Source organism: Flavobacterium fluviatile (genome assembly GCF_010645065.1).
In the GTDB taxonomy this organism is placed as follows: domain Bacteria; phylum Bacteroidota; class Bacteroidia; order Flavobacteriales; family Flavobacteriaceae; genus Flavobacterium; species Flavobacterium fluviatile.
Genome location: NZ_JAADZW010000093.1, coordinates 1 through 731, shown reverse-complemented (window position 1 = coordinate 731; position 731 = coordinate 1). Strand labels below are relative to the sequence as shown.

Annotated in this window: 1 protein-coding gene; it reads left to right on the top strand. The window is 34.7% G+C overall.

Features of this window, described 5'->3' with window-relative positions; genetic code table 11:
* Positions 1-31 precede the first annotated feature (31 nt).
* The gene (locus GXM17_RS21410) at positions 32-592 is read left to right on the top strand and encodes a tetratricopeptide repeat protein (protein ID WP_163401543.1); all 561 of its coding nucleotides are present in this window, start codon (positions 32-34) and stop codon (positions 590-592) included.
* The last annotated feature ends 139 nt before the right edge of the window (positions 593-731 follow it).

Here is a 731-nt window from a genome sequence, read left to right as displayed (position 1 = left end):
AGAACGTTAGCAGCAATATCATCAAAACTCAATGAAGAAGAACCGAAATTTTAAAATTGTGCTAATAGCAATTACAGGAACATTAGTTCCAATTGCTCTACTTCTCATATCTTCAATGTTAATTTACGGCCCAAAAGCTCCTCTAGTGAAATTTTATTATTGGAAAGGCTTCATCGAACAAAGAAATGGTAATCTGGAAAGTGCAATCAAAAATTTTGACAAAGCAACCGAATTGAATAAAGAATATCCGACTGCCTATATTTCTCGCGGAAGCGCATACTTGGACATAAAAGAATATGGCAAAGCTATAGAAAATTATTCTACAGCTATTAAATTATCACCAGAAAACGAAGAACCATATGCCTATCGTGGAAGAGCATATTATGAAATTGACAGCTTGAAAAACTCAAAAAATGATTTCGATATGGCTATTAAATTGAATGGAAATTTTGGATATGCTTACTCAAACAGAGCGCTTTTAAAATATACGAAGCTCAATGATCAAGTTGGCGCTTGCGAAGATTTAAAAAAGGCAGCTGAATTGGGTGATAGCGATGCAAAATCTCATCTTAAAGATGGCGTTTGCAATTAAAGATACAGCTGCTAACAGCCGTTACAAGCTATTTGCTCGTTTAGTGTAAAATTGAAACAGTAATTTTCATAAATTCGTTTTTTCCTAGTGGAAAAAACTCAGTTCCAAAGCCGCAAACAGCTTGTAGCGTCGGAACGTT

What these genes read in the sequence shown, in the direction of transcription:
- GXM17_RS21410 (WP_163401543.1), top strand. Translation starts at nt 32, where the DNA reads ATGAAGAAGAACCGAAATTTTAAAATTGTGCTAATAGCAATTACAGGA.